Source organism: Kribbella ginsengisoli, from assembly GCF_039537185.1.
Lineage (GTDB): Bacteria > Actinomycetota > Actinomycetes > Propionibacteriales > Kribbellaceae > Kribbella > Kribbella koreensis.
The window spans coordinates 89,983-108,103 of the sequence record NZ_BAABAA010000019.1 but is presented as its reverse complement, the minus strand read 5'-3'; the positions used below and the strand labels follow the sequence as shown (position 1 = coordinate 108,103).

Here is an 18,121-nt window from a genome sequence, read left to right as displayed (position 1 = left end):
TGAGAGAGCCTGGTGGAGCGGGGGAGATGTGGGTCCGGACGACGATTTCGGTGACTTTGTGGCTGCGCGCTGGGCGAGTTTGGTGCGGGCGGCTGTGTTGCTGGGGTGTTCCGTGGCTGAGGGGGAGGATCTGGTGCAGAGCACGCTGGAGCGGTGTTTGCTCAAGTGGGACAAGGTGCGGGTCGCGGAGGATCGCAACGCGTATGTGCATCGGGTGCTGATCAATCAGTTCGTCTCGTCCCGGCGCCGTCGCTGGACCGGGGAGCGTCCGGCGGCGGTGTTGCCGGAGGTGGCCGGCGCCGATCAGACCGAAGGGGTCGATGACTCCGACGCGGTGATGCGGGCGCTGGATCGGTTGACCAGCGAGCAGCGGACAGCGGTCGTACTTCGGTACTACGCGCATCTCAGCGAGCAGCAAATGGCGTCGGCTCTCGGCGTCGCGGCCGGGACGGTGAAGAGCCGGCTGGCCAGAGCGCTGAAGACGCTCGCCGAGGACCCGAACCTGGCAGAACTGCGAGGAATCTGATGCGCGAATCCCAGCTGGCCGAGCTGCTCGAACGAGCCGGCGACCGGACCGTCGTCGGCGAGCGGCCGATCGACGCGATGCTGGCGGCGCTGCCCCGTCGCAAGCGCCGTCGTACCGCCCTGGTCTCCTTGGCCGCCGCGGCGACTGTGGTCGCGGCGGTCGGCGGAACCGCGCTGGTGGCGACGCCGGGCGGCGGCTCGGGGAAGGTGCCGGCTTCGTCCAAGAGCACGCCCAACCTCAGCAACCCGGTGCCGACGGCAATCAACGGCACGGGGACCAACGCAGTGCCGGCCGGGATGCGGCCGGCCGGCTTGGGGCATGTGGCGATCGCGGTCCCGCAAGGGTGGGGGACCAATCAGGTCCGCTGCGGAACTCCGCAGACGGACACGGTCCTGATCGACGGGTGGCTGACGCAGGCGTGCGCGTTTCCCCGGCCGGTCGGTGTCGAGAGCGTCGAGGTGGGTGACGGCGCGCAGGAGCTGGTGTACAAGTACGGCTTCGAACCGGACGAGGAGTTCCAGATCGACGGGGTCAAGGCCCAACGGCAGCGGACGGCCTGCTGGACGGGTGGTGCCGGCGGTCCGCAAGTCTGCCGGGGGATCGTGCTCCTCCCGTCGACCGGGGTCTGGTTCTCTGCGGAGTCGACGACGAGTGCGGCCGAGGTCGATCGCATTCTCGGCCGGATCATGGTGCTGCCGGATCGGGTCGGCGTACCGGAGCAGCATGGCGTGACGACGAAGGACGACGGCAGCTCCGGGCGGAAGTACGCCGATCTGCTGCGCGCACTGGGGTTGCGGGTCGAGACCAAGGCCACGGACGCGCCGGGCTACGCGCCGGGCGAGCTGCTCAAGGTCGCGCCCTTCCCCGGCACGATGCTGCCCCAAGGGGCAACAGTCACCATCACGGTCGCCGCGAAGCGCTGATCCCTGAGAAAATGGAGCGTATGACTGACTTCGTTCCGGGACTCGAGCTGAGCCGACTGTTCTACGCCGAGGCGGTGCGGCCGATCCTGGAGTCGAACTTCCCGGTACTCCCGCACAGCGCGGCATTGATCGGGCGTGGGTCGGAGGTGCTCGGCTTCGACGACGAGGTGTCGACGGATCACGACTGGAAACCACGGGTGCTGCTCTTCCTGCGCGAGGAGAACCCGGCCGTCGCCGAGACGTTGCGGCGCGAGCTGCCCGCGGAGTACCGGGGCCGGTCAATCGACGCGGCCGCACCGGGCGTACTCGGGTCGATCGGGGTGCACACGATCCACGGGTACTTCCGGGACACCCTGAAGGTCGAGATCCACGACGAGCTGACGGTCGAGGACTGGCTGACCTTCCCCGAGCAGACGCTGCGGACACTGACCGCCGGCGCGGTCCATCATGATGAGGCCGGACTGCAGGACGTCCGCGACCGGCTGGCCTACTACCCGCGCGACGTCTGGCTCTATCTGCTGATCGCGGGCTGGTGGCGGGTGCATCCGGAGATGAACCTGGTCGGCCGGACCGGCTCGGTCGGCGACGAGCTCGGGTCGGCGCTGATCGGTTCGCGGCTGGTCACCGACCTGATGCGGCTGTGTTTCCTGATGAAGCGGCAGTATGCGCCGTACTCGAAGTGGTTCGGTACGGCGTTCGCCCGACTCGACTGCGGCCCCGAACTCCAGCCGATCCTGACCGAGGTGCTCCGCGCCGGCACCTGGCAGGAACGCGAGCGCGCGCTCAACGCGGCGTACGAGAAGCTCGGTGCGATGCACAATGCGCTGGAGCTGACCGAGCCGGTCACCATCGGCGTCGAGCAGATGTGGGACCGGCCGTTCAAGGTCGCCTGGGCCGACTACCCGGGGCTGTTGGCGGCCCAGATCAAGGACCCGGCCGTGCTGAGCATCCTCGAGAGATGGCCGGTCGGCCCGGTGGACCAATTCCGCGAGCTGCTGTGGCGCCCGCACAACCGCACCTTGCTGCTCCGCGTCTTCGAGCAGGAATGACAGGAGCCCAGGTCAACCGACCTGGGCTCCTGCTGAAACCATTGCTTCAGGCGAAAGTCACTCGCCGACGAGCAGCGGACCGCCGCTGCCCGTGTAGAGGAAGTGCACCAGCGCGTCGTTGGTGGCCGGCGCGGTGCCGATCTTGTTGACGACCGTCTTCGAGCCGACCGCCTTGCCCATCGCGTACACGGTGACCGTGTTGGCGGTGTTGTCGAAGGCGCTCAGCATCGTGGCGTTGCCACAGCGCTGGGCGACCAGCTGGTCGAACTGCTTGAAGCCGCTCGCCCGGACCGCCTTCAGGGTGCCCTTGAACGTGCCGGTCACCGGAAGGTGGATCGTCCAGAGCGCGCCGGCCTTGGTGGTGGCCAGCAGGGTGTCGTACGTCGGGGCCGTGGCGATCACCGTGATCGCCTTGAACCCGTTGTACCCCGGGGCGTGCCCGGCGCCGACGACCGGACCGGTCGGTCCGTTGACGCGGTACCGGTAGAGCGAACCGTTGGTGTGCAGGCCGTACAGGAACGTGTGCTCCTTGGTCGTGCCCGGCACCCAGTAGTTGGCGCTCGTCAGAGTGGTGAATCCGCCGTAACCGCCGCCGAGGACCTTCGAGCTGACCTTCGGGGTCTGCGCGTTGTTGTAGTAGGTCTCGGCGCCCGCCAGCAGGTTGCCGCCCTGCAGGACGAAACCGGCCCAGTAGTACACGGTGTCCGACGGCTCCCAGTAGTACCAGCTGGAGCTGGCGCGGCCCGGGAACAGCTTGAACGGGGTGTAGTTGTGGACGTCGACCGGCCTGGTGGCAGTGACCCGGTAGGCGCTGTTCTTGGCGTCGGCGGTGATCGTGCCGACGTCGGTGACGCAGGCCGCGGACACGGCCTTCGTCTTGGGCTGCGCGTTCTGGGCCTGGGCCCGGCTGTGCGTCGGCTCAGGCTGGCCCTGGACCTCGGCGGTCGCCTGGCCGGCGGCAGCCGCCGCGGTGACCAGGCTGAGCCCGGCCACCACGGCAGCGAAACGACGAAATCTCATTCTGCGGTGTCTCCCTTTACTACTCGCCGATCAGCGACGGGCTGCCGCTGCCGGTGTACAGGAAGTGCGTCACCCCGTTGTGGCTGGCCGGCGCGCTGCCAATGGTGTTGATGATGGTCTTCGAGCCGTTCGCCTTGCTCATGGCGTACACCGTGAGCGTCTTCGCCGTGGGGTCGAAGCCGGTGAGCAGCGTGCTGCTACCGCAGCGCGACGCGACGAGCTTGTCGTACTGCTTGAAGCCGGTCGTGCGGACCGCCTTCAGGGTGCCCTTCAGCGGAGCGGTCACCGGGAGGTGGATCGTCCACAGGGCGCCGGCCTTGGTGGTGGCCAGGATGGTGTCGTAGCCGACCGTCTCGGAGATCACGGTGATCGACTTGAACGAGCCGTAGCCGGCCGCGCTGCCGTAGCTGGTGATCGGACCGGTCGGGCCGTTCACGCTGTAGCGGTAGAGCGAGCCGTTGGTGTGCAGGCCGTAGAGGAACAGGTGCGGCCGCGTCGTGCCCGGCACGTAGTAGTTGGAGCTGGTCAGGGCGGTGAAGCCGCCCCAGCCGGCGCCGAGCTTCTTCGAGCTCGTGGTCGGCGGGTTGGTGGTGCCGTTCTTGTACGTCTCGGCGCCGGCGTACAGGTTGCTGCCCTGCAGCACGAAGCCCGCGTAGTAGTAGATGTTGGCCGGGGTGCGCCACCCGTACCAGGTCGAGCTGGTCCGGGCGGCGAACAGCTTGAACGGCGCGAAGTTGCTGACCGTCAGCGGCTTGGTCGCGGTGATCCCGTAGCCGGAGTTGATCCCCGCGGCGGTGATCGCGCCGACCTCGACACCGCAGGCGGCCGCGGCGGCCTTGGTCTGCGGGGTCTGAGCCGCGGAGTGGCCGAGCGTGGTGCTCGGCCGGGGGTCGCTCTGTACGCCCGCCGAGGCCTGGCCGGCCGCGGCGGCCCCCGTCACCAGGCTGAGCCCGGCGACCGCAAGAGCAAAACGACGAATTCTCATCTGCAAAGATCTCCCTTAGTACTCGATGCCCCCCGAGGGCCTCTCGCACCGACGAATGTCGCCACACCCTATCGAGCCAGAGGTCTACACCAGTTCGGGGTTGCAGGTAGCTGCAACCCCGCCTCGACTGTTGCGGCCCGGTCGGCCGCTCCGCCAGCCGCTGTTCACCTGCGCTCCATCCGGGCGTCGGACGCTGCAATCCGCCCCATCGGCACGTCTCCCGTCCGATCGTCCGAGGGACACCTGATGCACCCGCCGGTACTCCGCGGGTCAACGGTCCTGCACGCCGTGACCCGTGTCCTCGCCGTCCTGCTGCTCGCCCTGCCCGGGGTCGTGCTGTCTGGCGTCGTGCTGCCTGACCTCGTCTTGCCTGGCGCCGGTCAGCCGCAGCGGGCGTTCGCGGCCGACAACCCGCCCTGGGAGATCAAGCCTGCCGCCAACATCTTCGGGGCGAAGCGCCCGAGCTTCAGCTACGCCCTGCCACGCGGCGGCCAGCTGCGCGACGGCCTGCTGATCGTCAACCGCGGCCGGACCGCGCTGACAGTGACGCTGCACGGCGCCGACGCCTTCACCACCGACGACGGCAGCATCGAGCTTCGGAGCACGGAGGCCAAGCCGCGCGACGTCGGCGCCTGGATCGAGTTGGATGAGACCACTGTGCGGGTCCCGCCCGGCCGCTCCGTCGACGTACCGTTCCGCCTCGCGCTCCCCGACAGCGCCACACCCGGCGACCACCTGGGCGGCATCGTCGCACTGGTGCAGCAGGCCGGTACTACGGACCGCCTGACCACCACCAGAATCCGCCTCCAAGTCAGCGGCGAACTCAAACCGGCCCTCGCCGTCGAGGACCTGAAGGTGCACTACTCCGGTACTCCGAACCCCTTCGGCGAAGGCAATGTCGCCGTCACCTACACCGTCCGCAACACCGGCAACACCATCGTCGCGGCCCGCCAGGCGGCCGCCGTCACCGGCCCGTTCGGCGTCTTCACCGCCGGTCCCGGGCAACTCGCCGATTCACCCCAGCTGCTCCCCGGTGAGACGTGGAAGGTCGCCGCCTCGATCCCCGGAGTACCGCCGGCCCTCCGCCTGACCGGCACAGTCCGCGTCGTACCGGTGGCGAAATCGGCCCCTCAACCCACCAGCGCCGCCACCGCTCACGTCCTCACCATCCCGTGGACACTCCTGCTCCTACTGATCGGCTGCGCAGGCGTCCTCGCCCTCGCCATCCTCAGCCGCCGCAACCGGAAGCGCCCCGCCCACGCCAGATGAGCACAAGGCCCGGACTGCTTCGAGCTCAGCCTCCACGACGGCCATCTGCGCGGTGACGGCGTCGTCCGGCGCGTCCAAGGGGAACTGCAGCGTGAACTGGTACTCGCTGCCGTCGCCGTTCGGCAGTACCCGGCTGTAGGCGCCTTGGCTCGGATCGTCGGCCGAGAGGATGTCGACGGTGCCGTGCTCGCGTGACGAGCGGACCACGATCCTCGCCTCGCCCTGTTCGTTCTCGATGATCCAGTGCTCGCCGGCCGGACGGGCCGAGCGGGCGAAGCCGGGGGCCCAGCGGGGGAACGCGGTCGGGTCGGAGACGAGGTCGAAGAGCGTCTCCGGCGAGGCCGCGATGGCGATGGACCGGGTGTGGCTGTGCTTGAAATTAGTATGCATGTGCAGATCATATGCACATGCTTACGATTGTTCAACGCCTATCATCCGAGTCATGCAGCGCGAAGACCTGGGATCGCTGTTCGGGCGGATCACCCGGCGGCTGTACGTCGCCGAGGAGCCGCTGCTGCGCGCGCACGGGCTCTCGATGTGGGGGTACGGCGTCCTCACCCACCTGGCCAAGGAGCCGGGGATCAATCAGCTCGGGCTGGCGACCGCGATCGGGTACGACAAGTCGCGGCTGATCGCGTTGCTCGACGGGCTGGTCGAGGACGGGCTGGTCGTGCGCGAGCAGGATCCGGCGGACCGGCGCAACCGGCTGGTCCGGCTGACGCCGGCGGGCGAGGCGCGGCTGGTCGCCGTACGGGCCGAGATCCGGGCGATGGAGGAGGAGTTGCTCGGTGAGTTCAGCGCGGCCGAGCGGCGGTCGCTGATCGGGATGCTGACCCGCCTCGCGGACTAGCTCGCCACGGTTCTAGCCGGTGATGTCGGCGGCGGTCTTCTCGGCTTCGGCGCGGGTCTTGGCGCTGATCTGGACCTTGCCGCCGGTGATCTCGGACATCACCGTGGGGGCGGTGACGACCTTGCCGCGGACGACGATCGCGAGCTGGTTCTCCGGCGGCATCTTGGTGGCGAGTCCGGCGGTGAGCTGCGCGAACGCCTTCGAGCCTTCGTCGTCCAGTGTCAGGTTGACGACCCAGGCGACCTTGTCGGGTGATTGGGCGGCGACCACCTCGGTGACGTGGGTGCCGTCGAGCCCGGCCTTGCCGAGGGTGTAGCGGATCCCGTCCGAGCCGCAGGCGGTGTCCGCGGAGGCGGTCGTCGTCGAGGCGCCGCAGCCGTTGGGCTCGGCCTTGACGACCGGGCGGAACTGCACGGCCTCCGGTGTCGACGGCCGGGTGGCGACCTTCTCGACGGCGGGCTTGCCGTCGTCGTTGTTGTTGCGCAGTAGCAGGACGCCACCCGTGACGAGGATGCCGACCAGCAGCAGTCCGAGCACGACGAACATCACGATCAGCGACGCCTGGTTCCGGCTCGGCTGACCGTTGTACTGCTGACCGCTGTACTGCGGCGTCTGCTGGGACATGCCTGCAGATACTACGCGTCACGAGTGTCAGGCACTGAGTGTCAGCAGGTCTCGCGGAGGTGGTCGGGGGTGCCGGGCGGGGTGACGTCCAGGTCGCGGCGGACGATGGAGAGTTTGTTGCCGAAGGCATCGCAGGCCTTGCGCAGACCGGCGGCGGTGTACTCGATCACCAGCACATGGTTGCCGAAGGCATCGGCATAGGCGGCGCATTCGTCGTACTGCCCGCACTCCTCGGAGACGGCGAAGTCGAGTCCTACCGACTTGCGGTCGGCGGCGAGGTCGGCAGTGTTCTTCTGGCCGATCGCGAGGTTGCGCTGGTGTGCGTGAGTCGCCAGGAGTGTGAGGAACTCCTTCGCTTGATCAGCGGTCAGGAGGTTCTTCGAGCGGGTGTAGCTGTCGTAGTTGTCCGGCTCGATGGCTTGGTAGCCGCTCGCCGCGCAGCCGTCGATCCAGCCGTTGACCTTGGTCGCGATCCGTTGCCGCTTGCCGGCGGTACGCAGGTCGAGCAGCGGTTCGTCCCAGTCCTCGTCGATGACCGTCTTGCCGGCCTTGTCCTTGAGCAGCAGGTCCTGGTCCCACTGGTCCTGCTCGTCGGGCTGGGCCTGGAAGGCGTTGACGTAACAGACGTTGTAGAGCCCGTTGACTGCCGGCGCGGTCCGGTCGCGCACCACGATCTCCACCCCAGCAGCCGGCGGATACGGGCCGCCCAGCTGATAGTCGAACCCGGCATGCAGGGGCGGAAGCCTGACCGGCGGTCCCGGTGAGGTCGGCGCGGGACTCGAGGTGCCGGCGGTCGGCGGACTGGCGGTCGGTGTGCCGGCCGCGGCCGGTTCGTCCGGAGTCGACGGCCGGTTGAGTAGGTAGGCGAGTCCGGCGAGGAGGAGGACGCCGCCGAGCAGGGCGAGCAGGAGCCGGCGGGCGCGCGCGGGCACAGCAGACAAGGGTGATTCCAACCGCTCGGGACCTGGTACGACGCATTCTCGCCTGCGAGAAGTTCCGGAACCGGGAGAGGGGTGTGCAATGCCTGGCCGGACAGTAGAGTCGCCGCCGAAGCAAGCGCTTTCCCCGTCTATCGAGGAGACATCGTGAGGCGATCCATCAGTGCGGCGGTCCTGGTTGCCGCGGCCGCCGGGAGCATGCTCGCAGCGGCCGGGCTGCCGGCGACCGCGGGCCTGCCTGCCACGAGCGGCCGGCCTGACCGCGGTACCGCCGTCACCGGCACCTACTCCAGCGGACCGGCACAAGCCTGGCAGCCGCTGCCCACCAGCTATGTGACCAGCGACCAGGGCGGTACGACGGACGCCACCGTCGTCGTCGACCCGAGCACGCTGCGGCAGCAGTACTCCGGGATCGGCTTCTCGCTCGACGAGACCAGCGTCTCCAACCTGTGGAAGCTGACGGCCGCCGAACGCGACCGCGCGATCCGGCTGCTCGTCGACCCGTTGACCGGCGCCGGGCTGGACCGGTTCCGGCTGACCATCGGCAGCCCGGACCTGATCGAGCACCTGCCGTTCTGGTCGTACGACGAACTGCCCGCCGGCGTGGCCGACGACTTCGCCCTCAAGCACTTCTCGATCAAGCGCGACGTCGACCTGCACATCGTCGAGACCGCCAAGCTGATCAAGCGCTACAACCCGCGCGCCACCTTCTTCGCCTCGGCGTGGAGCGCGCCGGCCTGGATGAAGACCAACAACCGGTTCACCGGCGAGGTAGCCCTCAAGCCCGGCAGCACGTCGTACTACCAGGTCGGCAAACTGCGCGACGACTGCATCGACGTCTTCGCCCAGTACTACGTCAAGTACCTCCAGGCCTACGCCAAGCAGGGCATCAAGGTCGACGCGCTGACCCTGCTCAACGAGCCGGGCATCGACGTGGTCTATCCCGCGATGGACATCAGCGTCGAGCAGCAGCAGAAGCTGGCGATCGCGATCAAGCGCGAGGTGAAGCGGGCCGGCCTCGGCACCGATCTCTACGTGCACGACTTCAACTTCTGGGACTGGCGCGACCCGAACAGCACCGAGACGAAGAACTACTACCGGATCCTCAACGACCCGTTGGCCGCTAAGGCCGCGGACGCGATCGCGTTCCACCCGTACTGGGGTGACCCGGCCGTCATGCGCGACGCCTACGAGCAGACCGGCAAGCCGGTGCACATGACCGAGACGAGCGATCTCAGCCCGGCCACGATCCTGAACTACTTCCGGCTGGACGCCTCGTCGTACGTGATGTGGGCGCAGACCACCGACCAGGACGGCGGCACCCTGCACTGGACGCCGCTGCGCGACAACAACGTCGACTGGGAAGAGGTCGGCCGCACCACCAAATGGCCCAACCGGCTGGTCAAGGTCAACACCACCACGCAGACCTTCACGGTTCGCGACGAGCTCTACGCGATGGGACAGTTCGCGAAATACCTGGGCAAGGAGCACACCCGGGTCGAGTCGAGCGCGACCTCGAACGGCATCGCCAACGTGGTCTACAAGGACCGCGGCGACAACTTCGTCGCCATCGTCGGCAACAGCAACGCCACCCCGTCGACGGTCCGCGTCGTGCTCGCCGGCAAGTCGTTCACGGCGACGGTCCCGGCCAACTCCTACGCGACGTACCGCTGGAAGGGCGACGTCCCGTCCCAGCACCACAACCACGCACCGGTACTACGCCCCGTCGGGGACGTAGTCGCCGACCAATACGCCACGACCCAGGTGCAGCTGTCCGCGACCGACCGCGATCGCGACCGGCTCACCTACTACGCCGTCGACCTGCCCGCCGGCGTCACCGTCGACGGACGCAGCGGCCTGGTGACGTTGCATCCGACCTCGGCCGGCAAGCAGGACCTGAAGTTCCGGGTCACCGATGGAGCGGCGAGCGATGAAGTGACCGTCCACGTGACGGTGACGCCGCACGGGACGCCGGTCGGCGAGAAGGTCGAGGCGGAGGCGTATGTCGCGCAGCACGGCTGGACCGACGGTGGCGCCAACTTCGTCGAGAACAACGCGGCCGCGAGTGGTGGCAAGAACGTCGGCTGGACGGCAGCGGGCAACTGGCTGCAGTACCGGCTGGACGTCACCAACGCCGGCACATACGACGTGGAGCTCCGCGTCGCGAACGGCACCGGCGCGACTGCTCCGGACGCGATCTCGCTGCGGGATGCGTCAGGCGCAGTACTGGCGAAGGTCTCCGTGCCGAGTACGGGTGGCTGGGGGACGTACCAGTCGATCCACACCCAGGTGACGCTGCCCGCGGGCGACCAGCTGATCACCTTGTTCTGCGAGACGGGCGGTTTCAACGTCGACTATCTACGCCTGACCGCCTAGCTGTACTGCAATTTCAGTAGGTAGGTGTCTGCAGGAGCACGACGACACAGTGGCCCTTCGGATCGAGGCTGGACGGATAGCCGATCTCGATCTGGAGGCCTGTGTCGTGGCGCTGTTTCTCTACCGTTTGGGTCGTCTGGCCTTTCGCCGGCGGTGGTACGTCGTACTGATCTGGGGTGCTGTCCTCGCGGTTGCCGGTCTGGCGGCCGGCGCCGCGACCGGCCTGCCGTCAGATACGAAGTCGACGCCGGGTGGCGACAGCGCGCGAGTCGTGTTCATCGCGCCGGCCGGGCAGAAGGTCACCGATGCAGGCAATCGGGCCGCGATCGAAGGGTTCGTCGCCGAGGTCTCGCGGGGGAGTCAGGTCGCCAGTGCGGCCAGTCCGTTCGCGTCCCGGGCGGTGAGTCGGGACGAGTCGGTTGCCTATGTGGTCGTCGGCTACGCCGGGGGCTCCGACGAGCTCACCGAGGACACCAGGAACCAGTTGCGGGCCGCGATCGACCGGGCCGAGACGTCCGGCTTGACGGTCGAGGTCGGGGGACCGGTGCTGGCCGACAAGCCCAAGGTCGGTGGAGCGAGTGAATTGGTCGCCGTCGCGCTGGCGGCCGTGATCCTCGTGGTGACGTTCGGTTCGCTGGTGGCCGCGGGGCTTCCGTTGCTGACGGCTCTGCTCGGAGTCGGGATCAGTACGCTGACGATCCTTGCCGTCGGCGACGCCTTCGGGTTGTCCACGACCACTACCGTCCTCGCCTCGATGCTGGGGCTGGCGGTCGGTATCGACTATGCGCTGTTCGTGGTCTCGCGCTATCGCGAGGAACGGGCCAAGGGCCGGCCGGCCCAGGAGGCCGTCGGGCTGGCGGTCGGCACGGCCGGTTCGGCTGTGGTCTTCGCGGGGCTCACCGTCGTCATCACGCTGGCCGGGCTCACGGTGCTCGGCATCCCGTCGGCGGGCAAGATGGGCCTGGCGGCGGCCGGCGCGGTCGTTGTGGCGGTCTTCATCGCGCTGACGTTGGTACCGGCTCTGCTGGGCTTCTGGCCGGATGCGGTGCTGTCGCGGCGAGTTCGCAACGGTAGGTCCGAAGAGGAAACCGAGAATCGCGGGACGCGGTGGGCGCGGCTCGTGCTGCGTCGTCCGCTGCCGGTACTGCTTGCCACGATCGCCGCCTTGGTGGTGCTCGCGATCCCGGTACTGGACCTGCAGTTGGGCGCGCCAGGCGACGAGAGCAGGTCCACCGCGACCACCGAGCGGCGTGCCTATGACGCTCTCGCCACCGCCTTCGGGCCCGGCTTCAACGGGCCGCTGACCATCGTGGTGGACACGGCCGGGGTGAGCGACCCGAAGGCTGTGGTCGCGACCATCGCAGCGAGGATTGCCGAGACGCCTGGCGTGGTGTCGGTCTCGCCGCCGCGGTTCGACCCGGCGCGGAGTACCGCGCTGTTCATGGCCACCCCGTCGACCGCTCCCGCCAGCCAGCAGACGAAGGACCTGGTTCACCTGATCCGGGACAACCGCGCTGTCACCGAGGCTGGCACCGGCGCTACCTTCCTGGTCGCCGGCGTCACGGCGGCCGACATCGATCTGGCCGATCAGGTGATGGGTGCCCTGGGCCCCTACCTCGCGATCGTGCTGAGCCTGGCCTTCCTGCTCCTGCTGACCATCTTCCGGTCGCCGATCGTGCCGCTCGAGGCGGTCTTCGGGTTCCTGTTGTCCACCGGCGCAGCGCTGGGTGCGGTGGTCGCCGTCTTCCAGTGGGGCTGGGGTGCTGAGCTGATCGGCCTGCAGCAGACCGGCCCGATCATCTCGATGATGCCGGTCGTGCTGGTGGGCATCATCTTCGGCCTGGCGATGGACTACGAGGTGTTCTTCGTGTCCCGGATGCGGGAGGCGCACTCGAGCGGCGAGTCGGCGAGCGAGTCCGTCGTCACCGGCTTCCGGCACAGCGCCCGGATCGTGGTGGCCGCCGCGCTGATCATGGTCGCGGTGTTCTCCGGCTTCGTCGGCGCCGACCTGCCGATGATCACGATGATCGGCTTCGCGCTGGCGGTCGCCGTCCTGCTGGACGCGTTCGTGGTCCGGATGACGCTGGTACCCGCTCTGCTCAAGCTCACGGGTGAGATCGCGTGGTCGTTGCCGCGCCGGCTGGACCGCATCCTGCCGCAGGTCGACGTGGAAGGCGCGGCTCTTCGCGATCGGGTGCCTAAAGTGGTGGAGACGACCATGGGAGTGGGCGCTTGACGATCAACTGGCGTGAGTACCTCAGGAACCACCCGCATGTCGTCGACGTCGCGCTCGTCGCCTTGCTGTTTCTCGCGGCGTCCGGGCCGGCGATGCTCAACAGCGAGCTGTCCGCCACCGACAAGCTGAGCTGGCGGTCTGCCGTCCCGCTGGCGCTGATCGGCTCGCTGGCTGTCTTGTGGCGGCGCGGCCACCCGCGCACGGTGGTCGTGGTGACAGCGCTGTGCGGATGCGCTGCGGGCGGTTTCGGGTATCTGATCACGCCGCTGACGCTGGCTCCGCTGATGGTGGCGCTCTACGAACTGGCCTTGCGGGCTCCTGGGCGGACCACGCGGTGGTACTGGCTTGGCGTCACGGTGGCAATCGGTGCATCGGCACTGGTCGGCGATCGCCACCGCTATCCGTGGGTCTTCGTGATCGTCAATGCCGTTCTGTACCTCGTACTGCCGGTGGCCGTCGCGGAAGCTACCCGGCTCAGGCGCAACTACTTGGCAGCCGTCCAGGCTCGCGCTGAGCATGCCGAGCAGACTCGCGAGGAGGAGGCACGGCATCGGGTCGCCGAGGAGCGGGTGCGGATCGCTCGCGAACTGCATGATGTGGTCGCCCACCACCTGGCCCTGGCCAACGCCCAGGCCGGCACCGCCGCCTACCTGGCCCGCAGCCACCCTGACCAGGTCGAGCCGATCCTCGAACAACTAACCGGTACTACGACCGCCGCCCTCCGCGAATTGAAAGCCACCGTCGGCCTCCTGCGCCGGCCCGACGACACGACCTCTCCACTCGAACCGGCGCCCGGCCTTGCCCGCCTCCCCGAGCTGACCGCCGCCTTCGCAGCCTCCGGGCTCGAGGTCGAGGTCACCGTCGAGGGTCAGCAGCAACCGCTGTCGGCCGGCGTCGACCTGACCGCGTTCCGAATCATCCAGGAGGCACTCTCCAACGTCACCAAGCATGCGACCACCGACACCGCGCAGGTGCAGTTGACGTACCGGAACGACCACCTCACCATCACCATCTCCAACACAGACTCCCCAACAGACTCTTCGACCCTGGATCACCCGGCACGGGGTGAGGTGACCGCGGGGCACTCGGCACCGGGTGGGGTTGCGGGGCCCGCGGCACCGGGTGGGGTTGCGGGGCCCGCGGCACGGGGTGGAGCGGCGGCAGAACGCGTGGCGGCGGGTGGGGTGGAGGGTGGGTTCGGGTTGGTGGGGATGCGGGAGCGGGTGGTGGCGGTGGGTGGGCGGTTTCATGCTGGGAGGCGGGCTGAGGGTGGGTTCGTCGTGACGACTACCTTGCCGGTGCGATGACGATCCGGGTGCTGCTGGCCGATGACCAGACGTTGCTGCGGGCAACCTTTCGGATGCTGATCGAGGCAACGCCGGAGATGGAGGTGGTCGGGGAGGCGGCCGACGGGGAGGAAGCGGTTGCGCTGACTCGTGCGCACCAGCCGGACGTCGTACTGATGGATATCCGGATGCCTGGCACCAACGGGCTCGCTGCCACCGCCGCGATCTGCGCCGACCCGGAGCTGGCGGCGACCCGGGTCCTGATCCTCACGACCTTCGAGACGGACGAGTATGTTGCCGAAGCTCTCCGTGCCGGCGCCAGCGGGTTCCTCGGGAAGGACGTCTCGGCCGACGGGCTGCTCGACGGTATCCGCACCGTCGCGGCCGGCGAAGCGCTGCTGTCTCCGACGGCGACCCGGGCGTTGATCGCCCGATTCCTCACCACCGACGAACCGAAGGCCGGTACTGCCGGTCTCGACCTGCTGAGTGCCCTCACTGCCCGCGAACGCGAGGTCATGGCGCTGGCGGCCGAGGGGAAGTCCAACTCCGAGATCGCCGACCAGTTGGTGGTCAGCGTGTTCACCGTCCGCACCCACATCCAGCGCGCCCTCACCAAACTCCACGCCCGCGACCGCGCCCAGCTGGTAGTGATCGCCTACCAAACCGGCCTGGTCCGGCCGCCTCCACGAGAGGTCACCGAGCCCGGCTGAGACTCACTGCGCGGCGCAACGGACCCGGCGACGGACCTCTCGCCAGGTCAGCCGGCGGCCGTCTCGCAGTGGGTCCACCAGTTGACGAAGCTTGACCACTTGGCTTCTGCCTCCGTGGTCAGCGGCTCCCAGGGGGACAGCGTTGGCGGCTCGTTCTTGCGGTAGGTCCAGTGGGCGATAACCCGGCCGTGCTGGATCAGGCTGCCGGACATGCGTTGTGGGTTGAAGCGGGGGTCGCGCTTCGCCTCGTACAGGGGGTCGTTCGTCGAGCGCCTGCAGTAGTAGAGGTTGTCGAACTCCGGTAGGACGTGGAGGCCGGGGCGCGTTGCTGTCGGGGCTGGCTTTTCGAGTTGGTCTGCGACGGTTTGGGCTTCGGATTTCTTGAGGCCGGACCAGTAGGCGAAGTCGTCGACGGTTGCCGGGCCGAACGCGGTTGCGAACGACCGGGCGAGGTCACGCAATCCGGACCGGGCGTCGGCCGGTTGTGGGGGTGCGGGGGCGAGGCGGTACGTCGTACGGGGTGGATGCCAGGCGTTGTCCGGGGCTACTTCGACGACCGGGAGGATCATGCGGAGGGCGAAGCCCAGGTGGCGGGGTTCGGCGTCGGGGAAGTGTTTGGCGGCTGCGGATCCGAGGTCTGCGCGGGTTCGCGGGTGGTCGTCGGACATGAGGTCGAGGCCGAAGTCGTGGAGTGCTTGGTAGTCGACGGAGGTCCAGATTCCGCGGCAGAAGCCGGCGACGAGTCGCTTCAGGGTTGGTTCGAGGGCCGTGCGCCAGAGCCAGTACTGGCGGAGGGTGAGGAGGTGGATGGTGCCTCGCATCACGTTCGACTTCACCAGGTCGTACGACTGCATCCGGGCGGTCAACTCTTCGAGGTCGCTCTTCTCGCCGCAGCGGGTCCAGATCGCTACCGGGATCGCGCGTGCGGTTTGCGCGTTGATGCCGGCGAGTTGTTCGACGAGTGCGACGAGGTCACCTGGGAACGGCTCGTCGAGGGACTGGCCTGACCACGGGAGGGCGCTGGGTGGCTCGGGGTCCATGGGGTGATCGTAAGGAATGTCGGGGTCTGACCGATCCGCGGTGGGTGCCGGTCCGAAGTACCGGTATGACCTCGAAGAGACGCCGTGCGCTGGCAGCCGTTGGAGGGGTACTCGCTGCGGGTGCCGGACTGGGGCTTGGTGAGCTGACGGCGGCGCTGGCGGGTGGTACGTCGCCGGTGGTCGGCGTCGGCACCCAGTTGATCGACCTGGCGCCGGGTGCTGCCAAGGACTTCGCGGTCAAGAACCTCGGTACCGCCGACAAGCCGGTCCTGATCGGCGTGGTGCTGTTCGCGGTGACCGTTTTCGCCTTGCTGGCGGGCGCGATCGGAGCGACGAGACCTCGCGTCGCCGTTGCGCTGACCGCCCTGCTCGGAGTACTGGCTATCCTGGCCGCCGCCACGGGCCGGACGCTCGCTCCGAACCATGTCGTCCGGGTGCTCCCCGGAATCATCACGTTGCTTGTAGCAACAATCGGCATCCTGCTCGTCCTACGGATCCTTCACCCCGGGAGCAGGACCAGCCAGCCCGGCAAGCCTGCCGCCAAGGCGTCGCCCGAGTCCGCCGCAGCGGCGGCCGGGCCGGCTGAGGCACCGGCTGGGTTTGATCGGCGGAGGTTTCTTGGGACTGCGATGGCGCTCGGCGTTGCCGGAGCAGGCGGATTGGGTGCCTCCTTGGTGATTCCGGCCGGGGTGAGTGAGGCGACGCGGCGGGGGATCAGGATTCCGGTGCCGGCCAGCCGGGCCCGGGCGATGCCGGCGGGGGTGATGGCCGACGTGCCCGGGGTGAGCCGGTTCGTCACGCCGAATCCGAGCTTCTACCGCGTCGACACGTTGTTGACCGTCCCGAAGGTCGATCCGCGGACCTGGAGCCTGCGGATCCACGGCATGGTCGATCGCGAGCTCGAGCTGAGCTTCGCCGACCTGCTCGACCGGCGGCTGATCGAGCGCGACATCACCCTCACCTGCGTCTCCAACGAGGTCGGCGGCCCGTACGTCGGCAACGCCCGCTGGATCGGCGTACCGATCGCCGAGCTGCTCCGCGAAGCCGGTGTCCAGGGCGACGCTGACGCGATCAAGTCGACCAGCGTCGACGGCCTCACCATCGGTACGCCGCTCAAGGCGCTCACCGACGGCCGGGACGCGATCCTCGCCGTCGGGATGAACGGTGAGCCGCTCCCCTTCGAGCACGGCTTCCCGGTCCGCATGGTGGTACCAGGCCTGTACGGCTACGTGTCCGCGACCAAGTGGGTCGTCGACCTCGAGGTCACCAAGTTCGCCGACTTCAGCGCGTACTGGACCGACCGCGGCTGGGCCGTCGAGGCGCCGATCAAGACCTCGTCCCGGATCGACGTACCGAAGGGTTTCGCCCGGATCAAGGCCGGCCCAGCCGTCGCGGCCGGCGTCGCGTGGGCGCAACAACGCGGCATCGCCAAGGTCGAAGTACAGGTCGACGACGGCGAATGGCAACCCGCGAAGCTCGCCGCCGAAGACTCCATCGACACCTGGCGCCAATGGACCTTCCGCTGGAACGCAACCCCCGGCAACCACACACTGACCGTCCGGGCCACCGACACCACCGGCGAGGTCCAGACCGCCGACCGCGCAGCCCCTCGCCCCAACGGCTCCAGCGGCCTCCACAACACGGTGGTGATGGTCGAGTAGTCAGTCCGGACGATCTGAGGCAGCTACACCCCGGCGAGACCGGGTCAGCAAGGGTGGGAGCCAGTAGAAGGGGATCAGTAGTGCGAAGGTGATGATGCCTAGGACGGGGAGGAGGGCGCCTAGGGCGGTGCCGATGCCGTAGAGGACCGGGCCTAGGAGGAAGCGGCGGCTGATTGCCTGGGCTTCCTTCGGGGTGATGGTGGGGCCTAGCAGGCGGTGGTCTCGGCGGGCGTATTCCCAGATGGCGTTGAAGGGGAAGCCGCCGGCCACCAGGACGACGCCGTACAGGACGACGGCCGTTCGTTCGGACTCGCCGTTGCGGAGGGCGGACGCCAGGACGCCGGCGGTGAACGGGATGAGGGCGACCAGCAACAACAGCAGGGTGTTGAGGAAGAGCAGCATCCGGTCGGCCACCGCGATGTGGTCGAACATCGCGTGATGGTTCGCCCAGACCAGGCCGATCACCAGGAAGCTGATCGTGTAGCCGAGGTAGGACGGCCAGAGCTCCAGCAGCTTGTGGGCCAGATCGTGGGTGTCTTCGGGCACCTTGATCTCGATCACCAGCAAGGTGATGGCGATCGCGAACACGCCGTCGCTGAACGCCTCCAGACGCGCAGTTTTCACCCGG

At 68.5% G+C, this 18,121-nt stretch carries 17 protein-coding genes; 10 read left to right on the top strand and 7 right to left on the bottom strand.

All coding sequences use genetic code 11. The annotated features are described in order from the left end of the window. Window positions 1-28: 28 nt before the first annotated feature. From ABD768_RS39375 to ABD768_RS39365, 3 genes are read left to right on the top strand one after another with little or no spacing between them, the layout of a single operon-like run. Window positions 29-526: a SigE family RNA polymerase sigma factor gene (locus tag ABD768_RS39375; RefSeq protein ID WP_343974153.1), complete on the top strand. Its 498-nt coding sequence runs from the start codon at window positions 29-31 to the stop codon at window positions 524-526. Then, window positions 526-1,449 carry a PASTA domain-containing protein gene (locus ABD768_RS39370; RefSeq protein ID WP_344849491.1) on the top strand — a complete coding sequence of 308 codons (924 nt, stop codon included), beginning with the start codon at window positions 526-528 and terminating at the stop codon, window positions 1,447-1,449. Before ABD768_RS39375 ends, ABD768_RS39370 begins: the two co-directional genes overlap by 1 nt. Before the next feature lie 20 nt (window positions 1,450-1,469). Then, on the top strand, window positions 1,470-2,498 hold the full coding sequence (locus ABD768_RS39365; RefSeq protein WP_344849489.1) for a DUF4037 domain-containing protein: 1,029 nt from the start codon (window positions 1,470-1,472) through the stop codon (window positions 2,496-2,498). 57 nt (window positions 2,499-2,555) lie between these two features. Here ABD768_RS39365 and ABD768_RS39360 read toward each other — a convergent pair whose 3' ends face one another. Then, on the bottom strand, window positions 2,556-3,518 hold the full coding sequence (locus tag ABD768_RS39360; protein ID WP_344849487.1) for a hypothetical protein: 963 nt from the start codon (window positions 3,516-3,518) through the stop codon (window positions 2,556-2,558). 19 nt (window positions 3,519-3,537) lie between these two features. Next, the gene (locus ABD768_RS39355) at window positions 3,538-4,503 is read right to left on the bottom strand and encodes a hypothetical protein (protein ID WP_344849485.1); all 966 of its coding nucleotides are present in this window, start codon (window positions 4,501-4,503) and stop codon (window positions 3,538-3,540) included. Window positions 4,504-4,749: 246 nt separating this feature from the next. Between ABD768_RS39355 and ABD768_RS39350 the strand changes: the two genes are divergently transcribed. Then, window positions 4,750-5,772, top strand: a complete 1,023-nt coding sequence (locus ABD768_RS39350) for a WxL protein peptidoglycan domain-containing protein (protein WP_344849483.1) — start codon at window positions 4,750-4,752, stop codon at window positions 5,770-5,772. On the opposite strand, the gene ABD768_RS39345 is transcribed toward ABD768_RS39350, so the two are convergent. Next, window positions 5,692-6,162, bottom strand: a complete 471-nt coding sequence (locus tag ABD768_RS39345) for an SRPBCC family protein (protein WP_344849481.1) — start codon at window positions 6,160-6,162, stop codon at window positions 5,692-5,694. The genes ABD768_RS39350 and ABD768_RS39345 overlap by 81 nt on opposite strands. A gap of 52 nt (window positions 6,163-6,214) precedes the next feature. Here ABD768_RS39345 and ABD768_RS39340 point away from each other — a divergent pair, with 52 nt between their 5' ends. Beyond that, window positions 6,215-6,622 (top strand): MarR family winged helix-turn-helix transcriptional regulator, encoded by a 408-nt coding sequence (locus tag ABD768_RS39340; RefSeq protein ID WP_344849479.1) that lies wholly within the window; start codon window positions 6,215-6,217, stop codon window positions 6,620-6,622. Window positions 6,623-6,634: 12 nt separating this feature from the next. On the opposite strand, the gene ABD768_RS39335 is transcribed toward ABD768_RS39340, so the two are convergent. Then, window positions 6,635-7,246 (bottom strand): SecDF P1 head subdomain-containing protein, encoded by a 612-nt coding sequence (locus ABD768_RS39335; protein WP_344849478.1) that lies wholly within the window; start codon window positions 7,244-7,246, stop codon window positions 6,635-6,637. Window positions 7,247-7,287: 41 nt separating this feature from the next. Beyond that, the gene (locus ABD768_RS39330) at window positions 7,288-8,178 is read right to left on the bottom strand and encodes an endo alpha-1,4 polygalactosaminidase (RefSeq protein WP_344849530.1); all 891 of its coding nucleotides are present in this window, start codon (window positions 8,176-8,178) and stop codon (window positions 7,288-7,290) included. Window positions 8,179-8,331: 153 nt separating this feature from the next. Between ABD768_RS39330 and ABD768_RS39325 the strand changes: the two genes are divergently transcribed. The 4 genes from ABD768_RS39325 to ABD768_RS39310 are packed head-to-tail and all read left to right on the top strand — an operon-like array spanning window position 8,332 to window position 14,792. Next, window positions 8,332-10,560 carry a carbohydrate-binding protein gene (locus ABD768_RS39325; protein WP_344849476.1) on the top strand — a complete coding sequence of 743 codons (2,229 nt, stop codon included), beginning with the start codon at window positions 8,332-8,334 and terminating at the stop codon, window positions 10,558-10,560. A gap of 49 nt (window positions 10,561-10,609) precedes the next feature. Further along, window positions 10,610-12,796: an MMPL family transporter gene (locus tag ABD768_RS39320; protein ID WP_344849474.1), complete on the top strand. Its 2,187-nt coding sequence runs from the start codon at window positions 10,610-10,612 to the stop codon at window positions 12,794-12,796. Further along, window positions 12,793-14,103, top strand: coding sequence for a sensor histidine kinase (locus ABD768_RS39315; RefSeq protein WP_344849472.1), 1,311 nt, complete (start codon window positions 12,793-12,795; stop codon window positions 14,101-14,103). The genes ABD768_RS39320 and ABD768_RS39315 overlap by 4 nt, the downstream gene beginning before the upstream one ends. Then, window positions 14,100-14,792 carry a response regulator transcription factor gene (locus tag ABD768_RS39310; RefSeq protein WP_344849469.1) on the top strand — a complete coding sequence of 231 codons (693 nt, stop codon included), beginning with the start codon at window positions 14,100-14,102 and terminating at the stop codon, window positions 14,790-14,792. The genes ABD768_RS39315 and ABD768_RS39310 overlap by 4 nt, the downstream gene beginning before the upstream one ends. Window positions 14,793-14,839: 47 nt before the next feature. Here ABD768_RS39310 and ABD768_RS39305 read toward each other — a convergent pair whose 3' ends face one another. Then, window positions 14,840-15,832, bottom strand: a complete 993-nt coding sequence (locus ABD768_RS39305; protein WP_344849467.1) for a DNA glycosylase AlkZ-like family protein — start codon at window positions 15,830-15,832, stop codon at window positions 14,840-14,842. A 65-nt stretch (window positions 15,833-15,897) separates the two neighbouring features. Between ABD768_RS39305 and ABD768_RS39300 the strand changes: the two genes are divergently transcribed. Further along, window positions 15,898-17,493: a molybdopterin-dependent oxidoreductase gene (locus ABD768_RS39300; protein WP_344849465.1), complete on the top strand. Its 1,596-nt coding sequence runs from the start codon at window positions 15,898-15,900 to the stop codon at window positions 17,491-17,493. Here the strand turns inward: ABD768_RS39300 and ABD768_RS39295 are convergent, their stop codons facing one another. Continuing rightward, window positions 17,494-18,117, bottom strand: a complete 624-nt coding sequence (locus ABD768_RS39295; RefSeq protein ID WP_343974192.1) for a TMEM175 family protein — start codon at window positions 18,115-18,117, stop codon at window positions 17,494-17,496. Between the last annotated feature and the right edge of the window lie 4 nt (window positions 18,118-18,121).